Genomic DNA, 21,024 nt, shown 5'->3' on the forward strand with positions numbered 1-21,024 from the left:
CCCAGACGGCGTGCCGTCGAAGCCTCGACTTCGACTCGCTACGGGAAGACGTCACGGGCCGCGCCCGAGTTGGTCCGCTGTGACCTGGTTCACAGGAAAGCTCAACGACCTCCGGGTCGGAAGTTCCGCAACCGCAGGCTGTTCGTCACCACCAGCACCGACGACAGCGACATCGCCGCCGCCGCGATCAGCGGGTTCAGCAGACCCAGCGCCGCCAGCGGGATCGCCGCCGCGTTGTAGCCGAACGCCCACACCAGGTTCCCCCGGATGGTCGACAGCGTGCGCGCCGCCAGCTCGATCGCGTCCGGCACGGCGTGCAGGTCCTCCCGCACCAGCACCACGTCCGACGCCTGCGCCGCCACGTCGCTGCCGCGCGCCACCGCCATGCCCAGGTCCGCCGACGCCAGCGCCGGACCGTCGTTCACGCCGTCGCCGACCACCGCCACCCGCCTCCCGGCCGCCCGCAGCTCCTCCACCACGGCCGCCTTGTCGGCCGGCCGCACCTCGGCGCGCACCTCCCGCACCCCGATCTCCTCCGCCACCGCCAGCGCCGCGGCAGCGCCGTCCCCGGTGAGCAGCACGGTCCGCAAACCCATGCGGTGCAACCGCTCCACCGCCGACGCCGCCGACGGCCGCACCGAGTCGCGCACCGCGATCCCGCCGACCACCCCGCCGCCCCTGGCCACCAGCACCCCGGTCGCGGGCCCCAGCGAGGCGAGCCACGATCCCGCCTGCTCCGGCACGGTCACGCCCAGCTCGGCCATCAGCGCCGCCGACCCGACGACCACCTCCGCGCCCTCCACCTCACCGCGCGCGCCGGCCCCCACCAGCGCCTCGAACCCCCGCACCGCAGGGAAACCCCCACCCGCCGCGATCGCCACCGCGATCGGGTGCTCGGACGCCGACTCCACCGCCCCGGCCCACCGCAGCGCCTCACCCGACGACGCCCCGCCGAACCCGACCGACGCCACCACCGACATCCGCCCCGTCGTCACCGTCCCGGTCTTGTCCAGCACCACGGTGTCCACCGCCCGCGTCGCCTCCAGCGCCCGAGGCCCCTTCACCAGCACGCCCAACCCGGCCGCCCGCGCCACCCCGACCATCAGCGCGGTCGGCGTCGCCAGCCCCAGCGCGCACGGGCACGCGATGATCAGCACCGCCACCGCCGACGTGAACGCCTCGCGCGCGGTGTGCCCGGTCGCCAACCACCCCAGCAGGGTCGCCAGCGAGATCACCAGCACCACCGGCACGAACACCGCGCACACCCGGTCCACCAGCCGCTGCACCCCGGCCTTGCGCTGCGCCGCCTGCTCCGCCAGCGCGCTCATCTGCGCCAGCTGCGTGTTCGCCCCGACCTCGGTGGCCCGCACCACGACCCGCCCGGTCCGGTTCACCGTCCCGCCGACCACCCGCGACCCCTCGGCCACCTCCACCGGAACCGACTCGCCCGTCATCGCCGAGGTGTCCACGGTGGACGCGCCCTCGACCACGACCCCGTCCGCGGGAAGCGCCTCACCGGGGCGCATGACGAACAGCTCGCCCACCTTCAGCAGCGCCGCGGGCACCGCGTGCTCCACCCCGTCCCGCAGCACCCGCGCGTCCTTCGCCGCCAGGTCCGCCAACGCCGTCAGCAACCCCACCGCGTTGCGCCGCGACCGCGTCTCGAAGTACCGCCCCGCCAGGAGAAAAGTCGTCACCCCGGCCGCCACGTCCAGGTACACCGCGTCCGCGCCGCCGTCGGTCACCCCGAACCCGAGCCAGTAGCCCGGTCCCGACGACCCGGCCTGCATCGACCACACCGCCCACCCGAACGACGCCAGCACCCCGATCGACACCAGCGTGTCCATGCTCGACGACCCGTGCCGCAACGTCCGCGCCGCCGCCCGGTGGAACGGCCACGCCGAGTAGAACACCACCGGCACCGCCAGCAGCGCGCACAGCGCCTCCCACCCGGTGAACCGCAGCGACGGCACCAGCGCCAGGGTGATCGACAGGTTCCCCAGCGGGATCGCCAGCACCGCCGCCACCACGAGCCTGCGCCGCAGGTCGTTCACCGCCGCCGTGTGCCCGGCCCGGTCGTCCTCGGCCCGCCGCCGCACCCGCGCGTCGTACCCGGCCCCGCGCACCGCCTCCACCGCGTCCCGCGCGTCCATCCCCTCGGGCAGGTGCACCACCGCCCGCTCGGTCGCGTAGTTCACCGACGCCCGCACGCCGTCCAGCTTGTTCAGCTTGCGCTCCACGCGCGTCGCGCACGCCGCGCACGTCATCCCGGACACCACCAGCTCCACCGGCCCGTCCGCCACCGCCACCGCTGCGCTCATCACTGCTTCCTCGAAGTCCCAACAAGAAAGCGCGCCGGACCGACCCCGGCGCGCCCGTGCCTCAACGCCGCTCGGACAGCTCCGCCAGCATCGCGTTGTACGCGGCCAGCCGCTCGTCCTCGTCGTCGTCGTCGCGCCGGTCCATCCGCACCGCCTCCTTGCGGTCGGCCGCCGCCCACTGCGCCATCAGCGCGATCACCACCACCAGCATCGGGATCTCCCCGGTGGCCCAGGCGATCCCGCCGCCGAGCCGCTGGTCGGCCATCAGGTCCGGCAGCCAGGGCAGCGCCACCTCCCGGTAGTGCGACTCGGCGATCACCGACTGCCCGTTCATCAGGATCACGCCGAAGAACGCGTGGAACGGCATCACCGCGAACAGCATCCCCAGCCGCGCCAGGTGCGGCAGCGGCCTCGGCGGCCGGTCGACGCCGATCACCAGCCAGTAGAAGACGTACCCGGTCATCAGGAAGTGGACGTTCATCAGCACGTGCGCCCAGTGCTGCCCCATGGCCTCGCCGAACAGCGGCGAGAAGTACAGCACGTAGAACGAGGCGACGAACACGACCGCCGCGAACGCCGGGTGCGAGACGATCCGCGTCCACCGGCAGTGCAGCAGCGCCACCACCCACGCGCGCGGCCCCGGCGGCAGCGCGCGCAGCGCCAGCGTCACCGGACCGCCCAGCACCAGCAGCACCGGGGCCAGCATGGTCAACGACATGTGCGCCACCATGTGCGCGCTGAACATCGCGGGCGCGTACCGGCCGACCCCGGACGAGGTCGCCAGCAGCAGCACCAGGCACCCGCCCAGCCACGCCGCGACCCGGTGCGAGGGCCACGCGTCCCCGCGCCGCCGCAGCACCCGGACCCCGCGCAGGTAGAGCAGCGCCGCCAGCACCGCGCCCAGCCCGATCACCAGGTCGAACCGCCAGCCCACCAGGATCTCGGAGAACCCTGGCCCCGCGGGGAGCTCGTACCCCAGCACGGTCTCCCGCGCCGACGGTCGCGTCGACGTCCACCGCGGCGGCACCAGGTGCGCCAGCCCCGCCGAGGCGCCCATGGCCACGCCCAGCGCGACCACCTCGACGGCCAGCGGCCACCGCGCGCCCCACCGCGTGCGGACCGCACGGCCGCGCGACCCCAGCACCAGCAAGCACACCAGCAGCTTCACCCCCAGCAGCGCCCCGAACCCGGACAGCAGCCCGGACGGCGTCGCCAGCGCCAGCCCCGCGACCGACCCGCTCAGCGCCACCACGACCAGGCACACCGCCGTCACCCGCCGGTACCGGCCCAGCACCCGCTCGCGGTCCGGCCCGCCGCGCCGCAGGAACGAGCACAGCGCCACCAGCGACCCGACCCACACGGCCGCCGCCGGGACGTGCCACAGCACCGCGTTCGTCGCCACGTCGTGCCACGCGCCACCCGACACGTGCCCCATCACCACCGGCGGCAGCAGCGCCAGCACCGACAGCACCAGCCACGTCACCGTCGTCGGCCAGGTCAGCGTCACCCGCGAGCCCCACACCACGACCGCCACCACCACCGAGGTCACCAGCCACGCCTTCGGCTCGTCGGTCGCGTCGACCAGCCCCGCGAGGTTGGCCCACACCACCGACTGCGGCTGCCCCGAGGCGTCACCGGCCGCCAGCGGCACCGCCGCCAGCGCCGCGACCAGCCACACCGGGGACGCCAGCGCCGCCAACCGCAGCGCCGCGTACGCGTCGGCGGTCAGCTTCCCGTCCCGCCTGCCCGGCGCCACGAACGCCGCGAACGCCAGCGCGCCCGCCGTCACCGACCCCGCGCCGTCCGCGACCAGCCGCACCACCCCGAGCAGCCACCCGGCCACCCGGCCGGGATCGCTGTCGCCCAGCACCCCGTGCACGTCCCCGGCGGCCAGCACCACGGCCGTGACGCACAGCACCGCCAGACCGCCGGCCGGCGCGGCGGCCCTGTCAACCCTCATGTCCCACCGGTCGTCCAGACGGCTCGGAAAGTTCCGGGGACTTCCCGGAACTTCCCCACGCTCCCACCGACCAACTGGGCGAACAGCCCGTCCGAACGACCGGAGGCGAACCCGATGTCACGAACGCCACAGCCGCGCAGGTCCACCCCCGTCGCCGCCCGGCGCGGCCCCTCGCTCAACGCCGTCCTCACCGGGGTGGTCGCGCTCGTCGCGGTCCTGGTGATCGGCGGCGTCCTCGTGGTCAACCGCTCCTCCGGCGGGAGCGCCGACCAGTCCAGGTTGCTGCCCGCCGACGCGCACACCCTGTCCGCGGTGGAGGGGAACCGGGTGACCCTGGTGGAGTTCCTGGACTACCAGTGCCCCGCCTGCGCGTCCTACTACTCCGGCATCACCAAGCAGCTGGAGGAGGACTACCGGGGCCGGATCACCTTCGCCACCCGCAACTTCCCGCTCGACGTCCACCCGCTGGCCCCGCTGGCCGCCCGCGCCGCCGAGGCCGCAGGCGAGCAGGGCCAGCAGACCGGGATGTACCACGCGCTGTACGGCGGTTTCCAGGACTGGGCAGTCACCGGCCAGGCCACCGCCACCGACGAGACCGCCGCGCGGACCGCGTTCGAGCGCTACGCCCAGGACCTCGGCCTGGACGTCGACCGCTTCCGGACCGACCTGGACTCCGACGCCGTCAAGGCCGCCGTCGACCGCGACGTCGCCGACGGCAAGGCGCTCGGCGTCACCGGCACCCCGACGTTCTTCGTCGGCGGCGAGCGCTTCGAGCCCACCGGCCGGACCCTGCAGGCGGTCGGCGACGAGCTGCGCGCCGCGCTCGACGAGGCGCTGGCCGGGTGAACCGCGCGCTGGCGTGGCTCAGCGTCCTCGGCGGCGGCCTCGGCCTGGTCGCAGCGTCCGCGCTCACCATCGAGAAGATCGCCAAGCTCGAGGACCCGGCCTACGTGCCGACCTGCTCGATCAACCCGGTCATCGCCTGCGGCTCGGTCATGGACAGCCCGCAGGCGGCGGCGTTCGGCTTCCCCAACCCGCTCATCGGCATCGCGGCCTTCGCCGTCGTGGTGACGGTCGGCGTCACCGTCCTCGCGGGTTTCCAGCCGCCGCGCTGGTTCCGGGCGGCGTTCAGCGCGGGCGCCGCGCTCGGCGTGGTGTTCGTGCACTGGCTGATCGCCGCGAGCCTGTACGACATCCGCGCGCTGTGCCCGTACTGCGTGGTGGTGTGGGCGGTGACGATCCCGCTGGCCTGGTACAGCGCCCTGGACACCTGGCCCTGGCTCGCGCCGCTCAATCGGGTGCACAGCGCGGTGCTCGCGCTCTGGTACGCGGTGATCGCCGCGCTGGTGCTCGGCGCGTTCTGGGACTACTGGAGCAGCCTGCTGTGACCCCGGCTCGGCCCCGGTCCGCGAGTCCGGGGCCGGGGCTCGCGGCGGGCTGCTCGCCGACGGCGGGCCCGGCGCGCGTCCCACGTGCCCTCCCGCGCGTCCCGTCAGCCGACCTCGCTGGCCTCGCCCACGTCGACCGCCCGCATCAGGTCGTCGCGCGCCCGCGCCACCCGCGACCGGATCGTGCCCACCGGGCACCCCGCCACGTCCGCCGCCTCCGCGTACGACAGCCCCAGCACCTGCGTCAGCACCAGCGCCTCGCGCCGGTCCTGGTCCAGCGAGTCCAGCAGCAGGTTCAGCTCGACCGCGTCCTCGAACCCGGTCGCCGCGGGCCTGCGGTCCGCCTCGCGCACCCAGTCCGCCCCCGGCGACAGGCGCGGCCGGGACTGCGCCATCCGCACCTGGTCCACCACGACCCGCCGCGCGATCACCAGCAGCCACGTGCGCGCCGACGACCGCCCGGCGAACCGGTGCAGGCTCGTCAGCGCGCGGGCGTAGGTCTCCTGCGACAGGTCGTCGGCCACGTCGACCCCGGCGAGGTGCGCGGTGAACCGCCACACGTCGCGCTGGGTGCCGCGCACGAACTGCTCCAGGGCGTTCCGGTCACCGGAGCGCGCCCGCAGCGCCCAGCGCGTCACCTCGTCGTCGGGGGTCGGAGTCGTCACGACCCGGATCGTAGTCACCCGCCGTCGGGAACCGGTGAGCCGAATGGCCCGACCATAGTGATGTGGACTGCGACACCTGCCGCGAGGCGCTCTCGGCCCGGCTGGACGGGGAGGCCGCGCCCCTGCCCCCGGCGTGGACGGACGCGCACCTGGCCAAGTGCCCCGACTGCGCGCGCTGGCGGGGCCGCGCGCAGGCGCTCACCAGGCTGGTCCGGGTCCGCGAGGCCCCCGCCGTCCCGGACCTGGCGGCCGAGGTGCTGGCCGACCTGCCGCCCGCGCACGGCGCGCTGCGCCCCCGGCTCGCGCTCGCCGCCGTGGCGCTGGCGCAGCTGTGGCTCGCGCTCGCCCAGCTGCTCACCGGCGCGACCGGCCACGACGTCACCGCGGGACACGGCGCGGAGGGCCTGGCCGGGCACCTGTTCAACGAGGGCGCGGCGTGGAACCTGGCGCTGGGCGTCGGCCTGCTGGTGGCGGCGGTGAACGGCAGGCGCGCGTCCGGCCTGCTGCCCACGCTCGGCGGGTTCGTCGTGCTGCTGCTGGGCTTCTCCGCGCACGACCTGGCCGAGGGCACCGCGACCGCCACCAGGGTCGCCTCGCACCTGCCGCTCGCCGCGGGCCTGGTGCTGCTGCTCCTCGTCGCGCGGGCGCACCGCGACCACCCGGAGCCCGAGTCCGCCGCCCGCCCCGAACCGCGGCGGGCGCGCACCGCCGACCACGACGTCCCACCGCCGCGAGCGGACCGCGCGCCCACCCGTCACCTGCGACCGATCGCGCACCGCAGGGCCGCGTGAGACGCGCCACGCCGGGCAATCCGGTTGCCCCGAGCGCGCGTGCGGTGGACAGTGCGCGGGTGCTGATCCGACCCGAGCGACCCGCCGACGTCCCCGCGATCCGCGCGGTCACCGCCGCCGCGTTCACCCGCCCCGACCAGAGCGCCGCCGAACTGCGCGACGGAGCCCCCGTCGAGGTCTGGCTGGTGGACGAGCTGCGCGCCGACGCCGGGTGGCTGCCCGCGCTCTCGCTCGTGGCGCAGGACCCGGACGGCGCGGTGGTCGGCCACGTCCTGGCGACCAGGGGAGCGGTCGGCGACGTCCCCGCGCTGGGGCTCGGCCCGCTGTCCGTCCGCCCGGACCGGCAGCGCGCGGGCGTCGGCAGCGCGCTCGTGCACGCCCTGCTCGGCGCGGCCGACGCGCTCGGCGAACCGCTCGTGGCCCTGCTCGGCGATCCGGGTTACTACCACCGGTTCGGCTTCCTGCCGTGCGGCGAGACCGGTGTCGCGCCACCGGTTCCCGAGTGGGAGCCGCACTTCCAGGTCCGCCCGCTCGCCGCGCACGACCCCGCCGCGCGCGGGACCTTCCGCTACGCCGAGCCGTTCGACCGCCTGTAGTCAAGTCCTCTGTGGACGGTCAGGGCGCCAGTGCCTTGTCCAGCGTCCGCAGGCACTGCGTCAGCGCCGCGTGCTTCGGCGCGCCCTGCGCCCGCACCATGTCCCAGGTGGAGAACAGCAGGCTCCACACCACGTTCAGCACCCAGTCCCGCCCCAGCGCCGCGTCCACGTCGCCCTCGGCGTGCCCCCGGTCGATCGCGTCCCGCACCGAGTGGTCGGACTGCGTCTCGTAGTCCCACTCCCGGCCGTTCGGCGCGACCGGGCTGGTGAACATCAGCGTCAGCACGTCGCCCAGCTCGAAGTACTCCTGGCAGAGCCGCCCGAGCGCGGCCCGCGCCGACCCGTCGTCCAACCTGGCCCGCGTGGTGGCCGAGGCGATCCGCTCGTCCATGAAGGCGGTCACCGCCACCAGCAGGTCGGCCCGCTCGGGGAAGTACCGGTGCAGGGTGGTCCGCCCGACCCCGGCGGCGGTGGCGATCTCGCCCAGCGGCACGGCCGCGTTCGCGCTCAGCTCCCGCACGGCCGCGTCCAGGATCGCCCGCCGGGTCCTGGCCCGTGAACCGGACTCGGTCTTCACGACGGGTTCGCTGCGCGCCTCGCTCATGGGGGAACCGTACTGCCCATCCCCAAACGGAATCATCTTTGACAACTTTGGAACACTGGTGTTCTACTTTTGAGCATGAAACCCCCGAAGGTGAAGCAGGCACTACCGCGCTTGCGGGTGCTCTGGTCGTTCGCCCGCCCGCACAGGGGCACCCTCGCCCTCGGGTTGGCGCTGTCCCTGATCGGCTCGGCCTCCACCCTGGCCACCCCGATGGTCACCAAGTGGGTGCTCGACTCGCTCGGCGCGGGCGGCTCCCTGGCCGCCCCCGTCGGCACGATGCTCGCGCTGCTCGTCGCGGGCCTGGTCATCTGGACCATCCAGTGGGTGATCCTCGGCAGGCTCGGCGAGCGCGTCGTCCTCGACGCCCGCGAGTCCATGGTCAAGCGGCTGCTGCGCGCCACCGTGCCCGCCGTCACCGCACGCCCCAGCGGCGAGCTGGTCACCAGGGTCACCTCGGACACGGTGCTGCTGCGCGAGGCCGCCTCCAGCAGCGTGATCGGCCTGGTCAACGGCACGGTCACGCTCGTCGGCACGCTCGTGCTGATGGCCGTGCTCGACCTCGCGCTGCTCGGCGCCACGGTCGTCTCGGTCGTGGCGCTGGGCGTGGTGTTCGCCGTGCTGATGCCCGCGATCGCCCGCGAGCAGGAGCTCGCGCAGGACCGCGTCGGCAAGCTCGGCGGCGTGCTGGAGGGCACGCTGCGCGCGATCCGCACCGTCAAGGCCAGTCGCGCCGAGGCGCGCCAGGCCGAGCGGGTCCTCGGCGACGCGCGCGCCGCCTACGAGCACAGCGTGCGGGCGGTGCGGCGGGAGGCGGCGGCGTGGTCCGCGGCCTGGTCGGGCATCCAGTTCGCGATCATCCTCGTGCTGGGGCTCGGCGCGTGGCGGGTGTCGCAGGGGGCGCTGGAGGTGTCGAGCCTGATCGCGTTCCTGCTGTACGCGTTCGGCCTGATGGACCCGGTGACCGAGCTCAGCCGCAACGTCACCACCCTGCAGGCCGGGATCGCGGCGGCCGGGCGCATCCGGGACGTGGACGCGCTGGAGGTTGAGCGGGACAGCGCGGGGGAGGGGACCGCCTCGCGCGGCTCCTCGGACGGGCCGGTGCTGGAGCTGCGCGGCGTGGTGGCCGGGTACGGCGGCGAACCGGCCGTGCGCGGCGTCGACCTGGCCGTGCCGCGCCGGGGGCACACCGCCGTCGTCGGACCGTCCGGCGCGGGCAAGACCACGCTGCTGTCGCTGGTGCTGCGGTTCCTGGAGCCCAGCGGGGGGCAGGTGCTGCTCGACGGGCGGCCGTACCGCGAGCACGCGCACGAGGAGCTGCGCGCCCGGCTGGCGTACGTGGAGCAGGAGACGCCGGTGCTGCCGGGGTCGATCCGGGACAACCTGCTGTTCACGCACCCCGACGCGGGGGAGGACGAGCTGTGGCGGGTGCTGCGGCAGGTGCGCCTGGAGGAGGTCGTGGCCGCGCTCCCGGACGGGCTCGACACCCCGCTCGGGCCGTCGAGCATGTCCGGCGGGCAGCGGCAGCGGATCGCGCTGGCGCGGGCGATCCTGCGCGCGCCGGACGTGCTGCTGCTGGACGAGGCGACCGCGCAGGTCGACGGGCTGACCGAGGCCGCCGTGCACGAGTGCGTGCGGGAGCGGGCGCGGCACGGCGCGGTGGTCACCGTGGCGCACCGGCTGTCCACGGTGATCGACGCGGACACCATCGTGGTGATGGAGGACGGCCTGGTGCGGGCGTCCGGCACGCACGCCGAGCTGCTGGCGCGCGACGAGCTGTACCGCGAGCTGGTGGCGGCGCTGCGGATCTCCGACGGGGCGGTGCCATCCGGGCCCGCGCCGTCCGGGCCTGCGCCGTCCGGGGCCGGCGCCGCGCCGTCCGAGCCCGCGGCGGTCGTGGCCTGAGCCACGCGGTCCGGGGACCACGCCGGTCCCCGGACCGCTGCCGAGCGGCGCTCGGTTTCCGGTTCCCCGCCCCCGCGCGGACTGCTAACCTTCCCTCCCGCGTTCATATACGAACGTTCTTATAGGAGGACCCGTGGCCGCCCGTTCCGTTGGTGTCATGCTTCCCCGCGACCTGCCCCACGGCCAGGTCCTGGACTACGCGCGCCAGGCCGAGGCGCTCGGCTTCGACGAGCTGTGGGTGGTGGAGGACCTCGGCTTCCGGGGCGGCGTCGCGCAGACCGCGGCCGTCCTCGCCGCCACGAGGTCGATCACCGTGGGCATCGGCATCCTGCCCGCCGCGATCCGCAACCCGGTGTTCGCCGCCATGGAGATCGCCACCCTCGGTCAGCTCTTCCCCGGCCGGGTGACCATCGGCGTGGGGCACGGGATGCCCGACTGGATGCGCTCCGTCGGCGCCCTGCCGGACAGCCCGCTCACCCTCCTCGGCGAGCACCTCACCGCGATCCGGGCGCTGCTGCGCGGCGAGACCGTCACCACGCGGGGCCGCTACGTCACCCTCACCGAGGCCCGCCTCGAACCGTCCTCGCTGCCCGAGGTCGTCCCGCCGGTCCTCGCGGGCGTGCGCGGCCCGAAGTCGCTGGCCCTGTCCGGGCGGGTCGCGGACGGCACCGTGCTCGCCGAGCCGTGCACCCCCGAGTACGTCCGCGCCTCCGTCGAGCGGATCGCCGCGTCCCCGCACGGCGTCGTCACCTACAACGCCGCCAGCGTCCACCCCGACACCGCGACCGCCGTCGCCGAGGTGCGCCCCGGCCTGGCCTGGATCGGCGAGCCCGACTGGGCCCCGCACCTGGCCCCGCTCCCGTTCGCCGCCGAGTTCGCCGCGCTCCGCGCCGCCAGCGCCACCCGCGAGGAGTTCGCCGCCAACCTCCCCCAGGAGTGGGTCACCCAGCTGGCGCTGGCGGGCACCCCCGACGAGGTGCGCGCCCGCAACGCCGAGCTGTTCGACGCGGGCGTCACCACCTCCGTGCTCATCCCCGCCGCCGCCGACCCGCTGGCCGCGCTCCCGGCGCTGGCGTCCGCCCGGTGACCCGCACCCGGCGCACCGACCCCGAGCGCGGGGAGCGCATCGTCGAGGCGGCGCTGGAGGTGATCGCCGAGCACGGCGTCGCGGGCGCCACCTACCGCTCGGTCGCGGAGGCGGCCGACGTGCCGCTCGGCTCGATGACCTACCACTTCCCGACCCGCGACGACCTGCTCCACGCGGCGTTCTCCCGGCTGGCCGACACGATGCACGCCAGGTTCGACCAGATCCTGGCCGACATCGGCCCCGACGAGGACCCGCGCGAGGGGGTCGTCCGGATCATCATCACCCAGGGCGAGGGCTACGGCAGGGACATGGTGCTGTCCGCCGAGCTCTACGCCCTGGCCGTGCGCGAGCCGCGCTACCGCGAGCTGATCCAGGACTGGATGCTGCGCTCGCGCGCCTCCCTCACCCGCCACTTCCCCCCGGAGCTGGCCCCCATGATCGACGCCCTGCAGGAGGGCCTGATCCTGCACAGCCACATCTCCACCGAGCCGTTCGACGTGGACCGCGTCCGCCAGGCCGTGCACCGCCTCATCGGCCCGCCACCCGGCCCGTGACCGACCACCCCGCGCCCCACCGGAGCCCCACCGTGCCCCACCGCACCCCGTCCCCGAACCGCCGCAGGGCCGCGCTGGGCCTGGCGTTCGCCGTCATCGGCGTCTCGATGGCCACCTGGATCTCCCGGACCCCGGACATCCGCGACGCCACCGCCTCCAGCACCGCCCAGATGGGCCTGATCATCGCCGCCCTGTCGGCCGGGTCCATGGTCGGCCTCGCGCTCGGCGGCGGCCTGGTCGCGCGCCGGGGCGGCCGGTTCGTCGTCCGCTGGTGCATGTTCGCGATGGCCACCGGACTGGCCGTGGTCGCGCTCGGGGGCGGCCTCGGCGACGGCTGGGTGGTCGCCGCAGGGCTCGCGGTGTTCGGCTTCGGCGTAGGCGCGGCGGAGATCGCCCAGAACGTCGAGGGCGTCGCGGTGGAGGCCGAGCTGGGCCGCACCGTCGTGCCCGGCCTGCACGGCTGCTTCAGCGTGGGCATCTGCGGTGGCGGCCTGCTCGGCCTGGCCGCGACCGCCCTAGGCGTCCCGGTCCTGCCGCACCTGGGCGCGGTCGCCGCCCTGAGCGCCACCGCCACCGTGTGGGTCGCGCTCAACCTGCCCGCCGCCACCGGCCGCGAGGAGACCCCGGCGCCCGGCGAGGCGGGCGGCCTGAAGTCCGCGCTGCGCGTGTGGCGCGAGCCGCGCACCCTAGCCATCGGCGCGATCGCGCTGGGCATGGCCCTGGCCGAGGGCACCGCGAACGACTGGCTGCCGCTGATCGCGGTCGACGGCTACGGCCTGTCCAGCGCCAGCGGCGCGTTCCTGTACTCGTTCTTCGGCGCGTCCATGGCCGTGGGCCGGTTCGCGGGCGGCTCCCTGCTGGACCGCTTCGGCCGCACCAAGGTGATGGTCGCCAGCGCGGGACTGGCGGTGCTCGGCATCGGCCTGGTGTCCCTGGCCCCGAACGTCCCGCTGGGCGCGCTGGGCGTCTTCCTCTGGGGCCTAGGCGCGTCCCTGGGCTTCCCGGTGGCCCTGTCGGCGGCAGGCGACAACCCGGTCGACGCGGCCCGCAGGGTCAGCGCGGTAGCGACGGCGGGCTACACCGCGTTCCTGGTGGGCCCACCCCTGCTGGGCTTCGTGGGCGAACACGTCGGCCTGCGCTCGGCGATCCTGGTCGCACTGGCCCTGGTGGCGCTGTCGTCGCTGTTCGCGAAGTCCGTGGACAAGCCCAAGGCGGCCTGACCGCCGTCACCGCACGACCCGCTCCCGCGGCACGACCAGCCGGGGCTCGCGCGGCGCGCTCGGGCCCCCGCCCACCCGGCCACCGCGCGTCCCCGCCCGCGCCTGCCCGCCCACCCCCTGCCTCGCCGCGCCGACCTGCTTCGACACCGGTTCGACCACCCCGTCGCGACACCGCCGTCGAACCCTTCGACGCCCGCCGTCGATGCCCCCTGATTCCACCCGAAACCCTTGCCCAGCCTGCGGCTCACCGCGACGATCGGCCTGTTGCGACACCCGCCCGCGACACCCGCTGGGACGACGACGACTCGGGGAGAGCCATGACCGCTTCACGCAGCAGAACACCACGAGCCGCGAGGTGGTGGGTCGGGCTCGGGGTGCTCACCGCCGTCGCCACCCTCGTCGGCGCGAGCTTCTCCGCCCCGCGCCCCGCCTCCGCCGAGGCCACCGCCGACGCCGCGGGCTGCAAGGTCGACTACACCGTCACCAGCCAGTGGCAGAACGGCTTCTCCGGCGACGTGCGCATCACCAACCTCGGCGACGCGATCAACGGCTGGACCCTGACCTGGGCCTTCCCGAACGGCCAGGCCGTCTCCCAGGCGTGGAACGCGAACGTCACCTCCTCGGGCGCGACCGCCACCGCCACCAACGTCTCCTACAACGCCGCGATCCCCACGAACGGCTCCGTCCAGTTCGGGTTCAACGGCTCCTGGAGCGGCACGAACGGCGTCCCGACCTCCTTCACCCTCAACGGGACCGCGTGCACCGGCGGCGTCGCGCCGACCACCACGACCACGCCCGTCACCACGACCACCCCGAACCAGCCGCCCGGTGACGCCATGGCCACCGTCGCGGCCATGCAGCCCGGCTGGAACCTCGGCAACTCGCTCGACGCCACCGGCTCCGACGAGACCTCCTGGGGCAACCCGCGCATCACCGAGGCGCTGCTGGACAACGTGCGCTCGCAGGGCTTCAACAGCATCCGCATCCCCGTCACCTGGGGCCAGCACCAGGGCTCCGGCCCGAGCTACACCATCGATCCCGCGTACCTGAGCCGAGTCAAGGAGGTCGTCGGCTGGGCCCTCGCCGACGGCTTCTACGTGCTGCTCAACGTCCACCACGACTCGTGGCAGTGGATCAACACCATGCCGAGCGACCGCGCCAACGTGCTCGCCCGCTACAACGCCACGTGGACCCAGCTGGCCTCGGCGTTCAAGGACTCCTCGTCGAAGCTGCTGCTGGAGAGCGTCAACGAGCCGCAGTTCACCGGCAGCTCCGGCGACGCCCAGAACGCGCAGCTGCTGGGCGAGCTCAACACCTCGTTCCACCGCATCGTCCGCGCCTCCGGCGGTGGCAACGCCACCCGCCTCCTGGTCCTGCCCACCCTGCACACCTCGGCCGACCAGGCGCGCATCGACGAGCTGAACACCACGCTCACCGCGCTGAACGACCGCAACATCGCCGCGACCGTCCACTACTACGGCTACTGGCCGTTCAGCGTGAACGTCGCGGGCGGCACCAGGTTCGACGCCACCGCGCAGAAGGACCTGACCGACTACCTCGACCGCGCCCACGACTCGTTCGTCGCGCGCGGAATCCCGGTGATCCTCGGCGAGTACGGCCTGCTCGGCTTCGACCGGCACACCGGCACGATCGAGCAGGGCGAGAAGCTGAAGTTCTTCGAGCTCTTCGGCTACTACGCCAAGCAGCGCAAGATCACCACCATGCTGTGGGACAACGGCCAGCACCTCGGCCGCACCTCGTTCCAGTGGAGCGACCCGGAGCTGATCGCCCAGATCAAGTCGAGCTGGACCACCCGCTCCGGCACCGCCTCCACCGACCAGGTGTTCAGCGCCAAGTCCTCCGCGATCACCGCGAAGACGATCACGCTGAACCTGAACGGGACGACGTTCTCGGGACTGCGCAACGGTTCCGCGGACCTGGTGCGCGGCACCGACTACACCGTCTCCGGCGACCAGCTCACCCTGTCCGCCGCGCTGATCACCCGGCTGTCCGGCGCGCGCGCCTACGGCGTCAACGCCACCCTGTCCGCCCGGTTCTCCGCGGGCGTGCCGTGGCGGATCGACCTGATCACCTACGACACCCCCGTGCTGCAGAACGCCACCGGCACCACGAGCGCCTTCTCGATCCCCACGAACTTCCGGGGCGACCGGCTGGCCACGATGGAGGCCAAGTACGCGGACGGCTCCAACGCCGGACCGCAGAACTGGACCTCCTTCAAGGAGTACGACCACACCTTCGCCCCGGACTACGCGGCCGGCGCCACGCTGCTCAAGCCGGAGTTCTTCGCCGAGGTCAACGCGGGCCAGCGGGTCACCCTGACGTTCCACTACTGGAGCGGGACCACGCTGACCTACCACATCACCAAGAACGGCACGTCGGTCACCGGCACCACGTCCTGACCCGCACTCCGGGGCCGCTTTCCCTGGCTGCACGAGGGAAAGCGGCCCCGTCCGCGTTCAGCGGCGCCACAACTCCCGCGGCGCGTGCTCACCGCTCCCGCTCCCGGTGCGCACGACCACCCCCACGCCGAGCCCCGCCCCTCACCGCCGCAACCGCCCCACCAGGTCCGCCACCAGCGGCGCAGGCCGAACCGGGTGCACCAGGTGCACCTCCCGGTCCGGGCCGGCGTCCGCGCAGTCCAGCACCGCCACCCGCGCCCGCCCCACCACCGCCTCGGGCACGAACGCCACCCCCAACCCGGCCTCCACCAGCGCCAGCACCGCCTGGTAGTCCCTGGTCTCGTAGGCCACCCGCAGCGCCAGCCCGCGCTCGTCGGCCAGGTGCTCCAGGCAGATCCGGTTGTGCGTCCCCGGACTCCCGGAGATCCACTCCTCCCCGGCCAGCTCGCCCAACGACGGCCGCCCGCCCGCCAACCGGTGCCCGACCGGCAGCACCAACCGGAACCGCTCGCGCCGCAGCAGCACCCGCGTCAACCCCCGCGCGGGTGGCAGCGCCGAACCGGGGTAGCGGTGCGTGATCAGCAGGTCCACCTCGCGGGTCACCACCAGGTCGTACCCCTCCGGTGGCTCCAGTTCCAGCAGCCGCAGCCCCACCTCGGGGTGGTCGCGCCGGAACGCGGCCAGCACCGGCGGCAGCAGCGTCGTGCCCGCCGTGGAGAACGTCCCGATCGTCACCTGCCCCGGCGCGCCGCCCAGCAGCGCCCGAGCCGTCGCCTCGGCCGCCCGCAGCTCACCCGCGACCGCCTCCGCGTGCCCGAGCATCGCCGCGCCCAGCGGCGTCGGCGTCACCCCGCGCGGGTGCCGGTCCAGCACCCGGCCGCCCAGCTCGCGCTCCAGCGCCGCGATCTGCTGGGACACCGCCGACGCCGTGAACGACAACCGCCCGGCGGCAGCCGCGATCGACCCGGCGCGCACGACTTCGGCCAACAGCGTCAACCGGTGCGCGTCGACCCGATGACCGTCCACCCGATGACCGTCCACCACGAGCAGGCCCCTAGCCGTAAGAAGAACTGTCGCCAGCTTAGCACCCATCGCTGGCGCTAATGCGCCGTTCGGCGCAGACTTGACCCATGATCACGAGGTCGGAGGTCGACGCCGCCGCGCGGCGGATCGGCGGTCGGGTGCGGCGCACCCCGGTGTTCCAGCCGCTGGACGGGCTGTGGTTCAAGCTGGAGCACCTCCAGCGCACCGGTTCGTTCAAGGCCAGGGGCGCGTTCAACCGCCTGCTGTCGGCGGGCGACGTGCGCGGCGCCGAGGTCGTGGCGGCCTCGGGCGGCAACGCCGGGCTGGCCGTGGCCGACGCGGCGGCCGAGTGCGGCGCGACCGCGCGGGTGTTCGTGCCGACCACCGCGCCGCAGGTCAAGGTGGACCGCCTGCGCGCGCTCGGCGCGACCGTGGAGCAGGTGGGGGACCGGTACGCCCAGGCCTACGAGGCGGCGACCGAGTACGCCGACCGCCGCGGCGCGCTGCTCTGCCACGCCTACGACCAGCCGGAGGTCTGCGCAGGTCAGGGCACCCTGGCGCTGGAGCTGCTGGAGCAGACCGGCGGCGTGGACACCGTGCTGGTCGCGGTCGGCGGCGGCGGTTTGATCGCCGGGATCGCGGCGGCGCTGGAGGGCGTGGCCAAGGTCGTCGCCGTCGAGCCGCGGACCGCCCCCACCCTGCACTCCGCGCTCGCCGCGGGCGAACCGGTCGACGTCCGGGTCGCAGGCGTCGCCGCCGACTCGCTCGGCGCCAGCCGGGTCGGCGACATCGCGTTCGCCGTGGCCCGCCGCACCGGCGTCGAGTCCCTGCTGGTCGACGACCAGGCCATCACCGACGCCCGCGGGCTGCTGTGGTCCGAGTACCGCCAGGCCCTCGAACCGGGTGGCGCCACCGCCTACGCCGCGCTGCTCGGCGGCGCCTACCGCCCCGAGTCCGACGAGCGCGTCGCCGTGGTCCTGTGCGGCGCCAACACCAACCCGGCCGACCTGGCCTGACCCCCGACCGGCCGGGAGCCGACGAGCCCCCGGCCGGTCACCGCACGCCCACCAGCCCTCCCAGCGACGCCACCCGCTCCGCGTCCACCGACCCGGCCGCGGCCGTGTACACCACCAGCACCGGACCGGGGCACCCCGGAAGCGGGTACGCGTCCCAGTCCAGCCGCAGCGCCCCCACCGGCGTGCGCGCGAACCACTTGACCCCCTTGACCTTCTCCCGCACGTCGTGCCGCGCCCACATCCGCCGGAACTCCGGGCTGATCAGGCTCAGCTCCCCGACGAGCTCCCTGGCGCGCGGGTGGTCCGGGTCCTCGGCCGCCGCCGCGCGCAGCATCCCGATGTACTCGCTCGCCGACTCCTCCCAGTCCGGGCACACCCGCTGCGCGTCGGGGTGCAGGAACAGCGCCCGCAGCATGTTCCGCTCACCCGGCAGCACGTCGTCCATCCCGCCGAACAGCAGGTTCGCCACCGCGTTGTGCGCCAGCACGTCCAGGTGCCGCCCGAGCACCATCGCGGGCGCGGGCAGCAGGTCCACCAGCCGCCGGGTGCTCTCGGGCACCCGCTCCACCGGTCGCGGCGGGGGAGCGGCGGGCCTGCGCGCGGCCCGCCCGAGGGTGCGCAGGTGCCGGGTCTCGTCGTCGGTCAGCCGCAGCGCCCGCGCGAGCGCGTCCAGCACCTCGTCGGACGGCTTGACCCCGCGCCCCTGCTCGATCCGCTGGTAGTAGTCGGTGCTCACGCCTGCCAGCACCGCCAGCTCCTCCCGCCGCAGCCCGCTCACCCGCCGCCGCCCGCCGGGTTCGAGCCCCAGCTCGTCGGGGCGCACCCGTCCACGCCGGGCGCGCAGGAAGTCGGCGAGCTGCAGGGACGGTGAGGAGGCCATGCCCGCCATCATCCCCGCGACCGCCCCCGGCGAGGGTGGGCACGCCAGACCCAGGAAAACCAGGGCAACCCGACCCGCCGCGACCCCGGCCAGCCTCGGTGGTGACCGCAAGACCCCCGGCCCCAGGAGGCCCCGCAGTGACCACCCGACCCCGCCCCGCCCTGCTGGACGCCGACGTCCAGGGCTTCTTCGTCGACGGCGCCCAGGTGGCGCCCCGCTCGCCCGACGTGTTCGCCACCGTCGACCCGACCACCGAGCAGGTCCTCACGCACCTCGGCGTCGCCACCCCCGAGGAGGTCGACGGTGCCGTCCGCGCGGCGCGGGCGGCGTTCGAGACCTGGTCGGCCACGCCCGCCGCGCAGCGCGCGAGGGTGCTCCTGCAGATCGCCGACGTGGTGGAGGCGCACCGCGAGGAGCTGGCGACCCTGGACGCGCTGGACATGGGCGTGCCGGTCGTGGGCGCCCGCATGATGGTCGACCACGCCGTGCAGGTGTACCGCCACTACGCGGGCTGGCCGACCAAGCTCACCGGCCACACCGCGCCCGGTGGGGCGCCCGGCCAGCTGCTGTACACGCTGCGCCAGCCGATCGGCGTGGTCGCGTCGATCGTGGCGTGGAACGGCCCGGTGCTCCAGACCTCGTGGAAGCTCGCGCCCGCGCTCGCGGCGGGCAACGCGGTGGTGCTCAAGCCGTCCGAGCACAGCTCGCTCAGCGCCCTGCGCCTGGCCCGGCTGCTCGCGTCCACCGACCTGCCGCCCGGCGCCGTCAACGTGGTGACCGGCACCGGCGCGGTCACCGGCCAGGCGCTGGTGTCGCACCCCGGCGTGGACAAGGTGTCGTTCACCGGCTCGGGCCCGGTCGGCAAGGGCATCGTGCGCACCGGCGCGGACACGCTCAAGCGGGTCACCCTGGAGCTGGGCGGCAAGTCCCCGGTGATCGTGCTGCCGGACGCGGACCTGAAGGCCGCGGCGGCGGGCGCGGCGGCCGGGTTCTGCCTCGGCACGGGGCAGGCGTGCGTGGCGGGGACGCGGATCTTCGTGCACGACGGCGTCCGCGAGGAGTTCGGCGCGCACCTGTCGGACGCGCTGGGCCGGTTCACGCCCGGCGACCCGTTCGAGGAGACCACGACCATGGGCCCGCTGGCGTTCCGGGCGCACCTGGACCGGGTGACCGGCTACTTCGCGGTGGCGGAGGAGGAAGGCGCGAGGATCACCAGGGGCGGCGAGCGCCTGGACCGCACGGGCTACTTCGTGGCGCCCACGCTGGTGGAGGGCGTGCGCAACGACATGCGCATCGCCCGCGAGGAGGTCTTCGGCCCGGTGGCGGCCCTGCTCGGCTACACCGACCCGGAGGACGCCCTGAGGCAGGCGAACGACACCACCTACGGCCTGTCCGCGTCGGTGTGGACGCGGGACCTGTCCACGGCCCACCGCTTCGCGGAGCGGCTCCAGGCGGGCACGGTGTGGGTGAACACGTGGGGCGGCATCGAACCGGGCCCGGTCCCGTTCGGCGGCGTCAAGCAGTCCGGCCTCGGCCGCGAGCACGGCCCGGACGCGCTGCTGGCCTACACGGAGGAGAAGACGGTGTCGATCCAGCTGTAGAGCGGGTGGGGGAGGGGGCGGCGGACCGACCGCCGCCCCCTCCTGGTCCCGCCGTCAGTCCGCGGGCCCCCGCAACGTCAGCACCACCCGCAGCACGTGCTCCACCGCCGACTCGAACCGCGCCCCGCGCAGCTCGCCGCGCTCGTTCAGGTTCTCCGCCGCGAACTCCAGCTCCCGAGCCGTCCCCAACCGCCGCACCACCAGCGCCGCGATCTCCTCCAGGTCGAGCTCCGGGTGGTCGAGCCGGGCCAGCGCCACTTCGACCAGCAGTTCCTCGTCGGTCACGCTCCGCCTCCACCCCCGCTCGCAGAACCCCTAACCCGCGCCCCCATTCTCCCCGAGCCCTGTCCCCGGTCATCCCCCGATTGGTACCGTCACGCAGTTGTCACTTCCGGCAAGGGGCGGCCCAGCAGATGACGCGCAAGACGTTCGCAGTGGTGCTCGCGGCAGCCGCCGCGCTGCTCTCCGGGTGCACCGGCGGCGACGGCCAGGCCGCCGCCTCGGGCTCCTCGGACCCCATGACGAGCGCGCCGCCCACCCCCTACACCGTCTGCGACAGCGTGGACCTGTCCGTCCTCTCCGCCGTCTACGCCCTGTCCGACCTCAGCTGCACCCCGCAGGAGAACGCCCCGAACGCGGTGGGCGGCAAGTCCTACTCGGCGGTCTTCGCCCAGCCGGCCTCCCAGCCCACCGCCCAGATCACGGTGGACTTCTCCGTGGGCGGCGCGGGCACCGAGGAGGTCGTGCTGGACAACTACCCGCTCGAACACCCCGAGCGCAACGCGATCCCGGTCGACGACCTGGGCAGCGGCGCCTACTACTACCTGGGCAACGAGGCCGTGCTGGTGCTGGTCTCCGGCAAGCCCGTCGGCCCGGACTGCGCGTTCGTGGAGATCCGCTCGTTCCCCGGCGAGTCCCCGGAGATCCTGAGCCACCTCAAGGACCTCATGACCGACGTCCTGGACCACGTCACCGCGATGCCGGTGTAGACCCGGC

At 74.6% G+C, this 21,024-nt stretch carries 20 protein-coding genes; 12 read left to right on the plus strand and 8 right to left on the minus strand.

Annotated elements, in window-relative coordinates:
* Positions 1-101 precede the first annotated feature (101 nt).
* Both AMIR_RS13855 and AMIR_RS13860 read right to left on the minus strand, forming a co-directional pair.
* Complete coding sequence (locus AMIR_RS13855) at positions 102-2,321, minus strand: heavy metal translocating P-type ATPase (RefSeq protein WP_015801591.1); 2,220 nt, start codon at positions 2,319-2,321, stop codon at positions 102-104.
* Between the two features lie 61 nt (positions 2,322-2,382).
* Complete coding sequence (locus tag AMIR_RS13860) at positions 2,383-4,281, minus strand: cytochrome c oxidase assembly protein (RefSeq protein WP_015801592.1); 1,899 nt, start codon at positions 4,279-4,281, stop codon at positions 2,383-2,385.
* Between the two features lie 114 nt (positions 4,282-4,395).
* On the opposite strand from AMIR_RS13860, the gene AMIR_RS13865 reads away from it, so the two are divergent.
* Positions 4,396-5,127, plus strand: a complete 732-nt coding sequence (locus AMIR_RS13865; protein WP_015801593.1) for a DsbA family protein — start codon at positions 4,396-4,398, stop codon at positions 5,125-5,127.
* Positions 5,124-5,669, plus strand: coding sequence for a vitamin K epoxide reductase family protein (locus AMIR_RS13870; RefSeq protein WP_015801594.1), 546 nt, complete (start codon positions 5,124-5,126; stop codon positions 5,667-5,669). The genes AMIR_RS13865 and AMIR_RS13870 overlap by 4 nt, the downstream gene beginning before the upstream one ends.
* A 104-nt stretch (positions 5,670-5,773) precedes the next feature.
* On the opposite strand, the gene AMIR_RS13875 is transcribed toward AMIR_RS13870, so the two are convergent.
* Entirely contained in the window at positions 5,774-6,334 is a 561-nt protein-coding gene (locus AMIR_RS13875; protein ID WP_041836744.1) for a sigma-70 family RNA polymerase sigma factor, read from the minus strand.
* 62 nt (positions 6,335-6,396) lie between these two features.
* Here AMIR_RS13875 and AMIR_RS13880 point away from each other — a divergent pair, with 62 nt between their 5' ends.
* Both AMIR_RS13880 and AMIR_RS13885 read left to right on the plus strand, forming a co-directional pair.
* Positions 6,397-7,125, plus strand: coding sequence for a zf-HC2 domain-containing protein (locus AMIR_RS13880; RefSeq protein WP_015801596.1), 729 nt, complete (start codon positions 6,397-6,399; stop codon positions 7,123-7,125).
* A gap of 59 nt (positions 7,126-7,184) precedes the next feature.
* Positions 7,185-7,721, plus strand: coding sequence for a GNAT family N-acetyltransferase (locus AMIR_RS13885; protein ID WP_041836745.1), 537 nt, complete (start codon positions 7,185-7,187; stop codon positions 7,719-7,721).
* Between the two features lie 19 nt (positions 7,722-7,740).
* On the opposite strand, the gene AMIR_RS13890 is transcribed toward AMIR_RS13885, so the two are convergent.
* A complete protein-coding gene (locus AMIR_RS13890; protein ID WP_041836746.1) occupies positions 7,741-8,325 on the minus strand; it encodes a TetR/AcrR family transcriptional regulator in 585 nt (194 codons plus the stop codon).
* Between the two features lie 75 nt (positions 8,326-8,400).
* Between AMIR_RS13890 and AMIR_RS13895 the strand changes: the two genes are divergently transcribed.
* The 4 genes from AMIR_RS13895 (at position 8,401) to AMIR_RS13910 (ending at position 13,088) form a co-directional block, all read left to right on the plus strand.
* Positions 8,401-10,227: an ABC transporter ATP-binding protein gene (locus tag AMIR_RS13895; RefSeq protein WP_015801599.1), complete on the plus strand. Its 1,827-nt coding sequence runs from the start codon at positions 8,401-8,403 to the stop codon at positions 10,225-10,227.
* Between the two features lie 157 nt (positions 10,228-10,384).
* Positions 10,385-11,314, plus strand: a complete 930-nt coding sequence (locus AMIR_RS13900; protein WP_049796828.1) for an LLM class flavin-dependent oxidoreductase — start codon at positions 10,385-10,387, stop codon at positions 11,312-11,314.
* Positions 11,311-11,868 (plus strand): TetR/AcrR family transcriptional regulator, encoded by a 558-nt coding sequence (locus AMIR_RS13905; RefSeq protein ID WP_015801601.1) that lies wholly within the window; start codon positions 11,311-11,313, stop codon positions 11,866-11,868. Before AMIR_RS13900 ends, AMIR_RS13905 begins: the two co-directional genes overlap by 4 nt.
* A gap of 32 nt (positions 11,869-11,900) precedes the next feature.
* Positions 11,901-13,088: an MFS transporter gene (locus AMIR_RS13910; protein ID WP_015801602.1), complete on the plus strand. Its 1,188-nt coding sequence runs from the start codon at positions 11,901-11,903 to the stop codon at positions 13,086-13,088.
* A gap of 6 nt (positions 13,089-13,094) precedes the next feature.
* Here the strand turns inward: AMIR_RS13910 and AMIR_RS40225 are convergent, their stop codons facing one another.
* On the minus strand, positions 13,095-13,235 hold the full coding sequence (locus tag AMIR_RS40225; protein ID WP_187313509.1) for a hypothetical protein: 141 nt from the start codon (positions 13,233-13,235) through the stop codon (positions 13,095-13,097).
* A gap of 170 nt (positions 13,236-13,405) precedes the next feature.
* On the opposite strand from AMIR_RS40225, the gene AMIR_RS13915 reads away from it, so the two are divergent.
* Complete coding sequence (locus AMIR_RS13915; RefSeq protein WP_041836748.1) at positions 13,406-15,508, plus strand: cellulase family glycosylhydrolase; 2,103 nt, start codon at positions 13,406-13,408, stop codon at positions 15,506-15,508.
* 141 nt (positions 15,509-15,649) lie between these two features.
* On the opposite strand, the gene AMIR_RS13920 is transcribed toward AMIR_RS13915, so the two are convergent.
* Positions 15,650-16,534 (minus strand): LysR family transcriptional regulator, encoded by an 885-nt coding sequence (locus tag AMIR_RS13920; RefSeq protein ID WP_015801604.1) that lies wholly within the window; start codon positions 16,532-16,534, stop codon positions 15,650-15,652.
* Positions 16,535-16,638: 104 nt separating this feature from the next.
* On the opposite strand from AMIR_RS13920, the gene AMIR_RS13925 reads away from it, so the two are divergent.
* A complete protein-coding gene (locus AMIR_RS13925) occupies positions 16,639-17,547 on the plus strand; it encodes a threonine/serine dehydratase (protein ID WP_015801605.1) in 909 nt (302 codons plus the stop codon).
* Positions 17,548-17,584: 37 nt separating this feature from the next.
* Here AMIR_RS13925 and AMIR_RS13930 read toward each other — a convergent pair whose 3' ends face one another.
* Positions 17,585-18,427 (minus strand): helix-turn-helix transcriptional regulator, encoded by an 843-nt coding sequence (locus AMIR_RS13930; RefSeq protein WP_041836749.1) that lies wholly within the window; start codon positions 18,425-18,427, stop codon positions 17,585-17,587.
* Positions 18,428-18,564: 137 nt separating this feature from the next.
* Between AMIR_RS13930 and AMIR_RS13935 the strand changes: the two genes are divergently transcribed.
* Positions 18,565-20,028, plus strand: a complete 1,464-nt coding sequence (locus AMIR_RS13935; RefSeq protein ID WP_015801607.1) for an aldehyde dehydrogenase family protein — start codon at positions 18,565-18,567, stop codon at positions 20,026-20,028.
* 54 nt (positions 20,029-20,082) lie between these two features.
* Here the strand turns inward: AMIR_RS13935 and AMIR_RS13940 are convergent, their stop codons facing one another.
* Positions 20,083-20,313: a hypothetical protein gene (locus tag AMIR_RS13940; protein ID WP_015801608.1), complete on the minus strand. Its 231-nt coding sequence runs from the start codon at positions 20,311-20,313 to the stop codon at positions 20,083-20,085.
* Positions 20,314-20,441: 128 nt separating this feature from the next.
* On the opposite strand from AMIR_RS13940, the gene AMIR_RS13945 reads away from it, so the two are divergent.
* Positions 20,442-21,017: a hypothetical protein gene (locus AMIR_RS13945; protein ID WP_015801609.1), complete on the plus strand. Its 576-nt coding sequence runs from the start codon at positions 20,442-20,444 to the stop codon at positions 21,015-21,017.
* The last annotated feature ends 7 nt before the right edge of the window (positions 21,018-21,024 follow it).

The sequence above is a fragment of the Actinosynnema mirum DSM 43827 genome, assembly GCF_000023245.1.
GTDB classification, from domain to species: domain Bacteria; phylum Actinomycetota; class Actinomycetes; order Mycobacteriales; family Pseudonocardiaceae; genus Actinosynnema; species Actinosynnema mirum.

Excerpts from the sequence above, each read along its gene's own strand:
- AMIR_RS13855 (WP_015801591.1), bottom strand. The coding sequence starts at position 2,321 with ATGAGCGCAGCGGTGGCGGTGGCGGACGGGCCGGTGGAGCTGGTGGTG.
- AMIR_RS13860 (WP_015801592.1), bottom strand. The coding sequence starts at position 4,281 with ATGAGGGTTGACAGGGCCGCCGCGCCGGCCGGCGGTCTGGCGGTGCTG.
- AMIR_RS13865 (WP_015801593.1), top strand. The coding sequence starts at position 4,396 with ATGTCACGAACGCCACAGCCGCGCAGGTCCACCCCCGTCGCCGCCCGG.
- AMIR_RS13890 (WP_041836746.1), bottom strand. The coding sequence starts at position 8,325 with ATGAGCGAGGCGCGCAGCGAACCCGTCGTGAAGACCGAGTCCGGTTCA.
- AMIR_RS13895 (WP_015801599.1), top strand. The coding sequence starts at position 8,401 with ATGAAACCCCCGAAGGTGAAGCAGGCACTACCGCGCTTGCGGGTGCTC.
- AMIR_RS13900 (WP_049796828.1), top strand. The coding sequence starts at position 10,385 with ATGCTTCCCCGCGACCTGCCCCACGGCCAGGTCCTGGACTACGCGCGC.
- AMIR_RS13915 (WP_041836748.1), top strand. The coding sequence starts at position 13,406 with ATGACCGCTTCACGCAGCAGAACACCACGAGCCGCGAGGTGGTGGGTC.
- AMIR_RS13925 (WP_015801605.1), top strand. The coding sequence starts at position 16,639 with ATGATCACGAGGTCGGAGGTCGACGCCGCCGCGCGGCGGATCGGCGGT.
- AMIR_RS13930 (WP_041836749.1), bottom strand. The coding sequence starts at position 18,427 with ATGGCCTCCTCACCGTCCCTGCAGCTCGCCGACTTCCTGCGCGCCCGG.
- AMIR_RS13945 (WP_015801609.1), top strand. The coding sequence starts at position 20,442 with ATGACGCGCAAGACGTTCGCAGTGGTGCTCGCGGCAGCCGCCGCGCTG.